The following is a 1,966-nucleotide window of genomic DNA, read 5'->3' as shown; positions in this document are numbered from 1 at the left end:
GCAGCCACTTTTGGCCATGTACCACACTGTTTCCACAAATATTCTCAATTTCTCTTTGCTCTTGCTGTGTATTCCTTTCACGCTTTTCAAAGAACTAAAAACTTGTTTTCAATTTCCTTCTTTTATATAATATGCCATTGGTAGTTTCTCTATTTGTGGCTAAGTTAAACTACCAGTTTTTGCTACATCTTTCCTTATTTTCTCATGACAAACTTTTTTCACAGAGACTACTTTAGAGTAATCAAAATGGAAGACAATAAATATAGCTTAGGTTTAAGGATTATTCATTGGTTGATGGCTGTTTTTATTATTGGTATGCTCTGCTCTGGGTTTTATATGAAAAGCTTGCCAGCTAGCAATGAGTTTAAATTCAGCATATACGCCATTCACAAGGCTTGCGGAGTCACTGTTTTTGGGTTGGTCGTAATACGCATATTTTTTCGCGCCTTTACTCGCATTCCGCCACTTCCAGCAAATTTTTCTCGGCTTATAATCAATGCGAGTAAAGCAGTACACTTTGGTTTATATTCTTTAATGATACTCATGCCATTATCTGGTTATGTCTTCTGCTTCTGACAAAAAGATCAAGTATTTTTTTCATATCCCTTTGCTGATCAGTAAAAACAAAGAGCTAGCGAGTGCTGCCAATGGGCTACATTCAATACTTGCGTACTTTATAATATTCCTTATAGTCTTGCATATACTTGCTGCTTTAAAACACACATTGATAGATAAGCAAAACATTTTTAAACGCATTATATAGATTATATGTTGAGCAATCTCTGGAAAAAAGGAACGGATTTTCTTGGTAGTGAGTTTGCAATAATGGGCGGTGCTATGAGCTGGGTTTCAGAAAGAAGCTTGGTTTCAGCAATCTCAAACGCTGGTGGTTTTGGCGTAATTGCATGTGGTGCTATGTCTCCAGAATTGCTGAAAAAAGAAATCACAGAGACACAGAAACTAACTAATAAGCCATTTGGCGTCAATCTAATCACTATGCACCCAAACTTGAGTGAGTTGATAGATGTGTGTATTGAAGCAAAAGTAAGCCACATAGTTCTTGCAGGTGGGTTACCGACAAAACCTAGTATAGAAAAAATCAAGAATGTGGGCACTAAAGTTATGTGTTTTGCACCATCATTAAGCCTTGCGAAAAGGTTAGTGAAAATAGGGGTAGATGCATTAATAATAGAAGGAATGGAAGCAGGTGGGCATATAGGTCCAGTTAGCACTTCTGTTCTCGCGCAAGAGATATTGCCTTACTTTAAAAATGAGCAAACACCAGTGTTTGTTGCAGGTGGAATAGGAAGGGGCGAAATGATAGTGAATTACCTAGAAATGGGAGCAAGTGGCTGTCAAATAGGTACATTATTTGTCTGCACAAACGAGTCGATTGCTCACAAACATTTTAAGGAGGTGTTTATTAAATCAGCCGCGCGTAACGCGGTTTCTTCTGTACAAATAAGTGCTGACTTTCCTGTAATTCCAGTAAGAGCCATAGCCAACAAAGCAAGTGACGATTTTGTGAAGCACCAAAGAGAAGTTATTGATAAGTACCAAAAGGGGCAAATCTCAAAGGAAGACGGACAACTTGAAATAGAAAAGTTCTGGGCTGGAGCTCTGAGAAGAGCAGTTATCGAAGGAGATATTGAAACAGGATCTTTAATGGCCGGTCAAAGCGTTGGCATGGTTGATAGGGAAAGACCCGTAAAAGAAGTGATAGATATGTTAATTCAACAGGCGAACAATTATATTGAAAACAAATCTGTAGAAGTGGAAAACTCAATCATTAGCAAAGCAAATATCAGCCAATAAGCAAATCGCCGTAATCGTCCACAACAGGGCATAATTGCCCTGTTTTAATACGCTAACTACGGATTAGAAAGAGAGTAGAGAGAGAAATAGGGTAAACTCCACTATTTTAGCAACAATAGGAGGTTACCCAATGCATAAGAATATAACAGAG

Annotated in this window: 1 protein-coding gene and 1 pseudogene; both read left to right on the top strand. The window is 38.0% G+C overall.

Annotated elements, in window-relative coordinates; genetic code table 11:
- Positions 1–246 precede the first annotated feature (246 nt).
- Positions 247–763, top strand: a pseudogene (locus GO685_RS05835) (cytochrome b).
- Between the two features lie 5 nt (positions 764–768).
- Positions 769–1,815: an NAD(P)H-dependent flavin oxidoreductase gene (locus GO685_RS04935; RefSeq protein WP_175937825.1), complete on the top strand. Its 1,047-nt coding sequence runs from the start codon at positions 769–771 to the stop codon at positions 1,813–1,815.
- Positions 1,816–1,966: the final 151 nt, after the last annotated feature.

The sequence above is a fragment of the Wolbachia endosymbiont of Madathamugadia hiepei genome, assembly GCF_013366855.1.
Classification (GTDB): Bacteria; Pseudomonadota; Alphaproteobacteria; order Rickettsiales; family Anaplasmataceae; genus Wolbachia.
Note: the sequence above shows the minus strand (reverse complement) of the source record. Positions and strands in the feature narration are given on the sequence as shown.

Coding starts and splice junctions, on each gene's coding strand:
- GO685_RS04935 (WP_175937825.1), top strand. CDS start 769: ATGTTGAGCAATCTCTGGAAAAAAGGAACGGATTTTCTTGGTAGTGAG.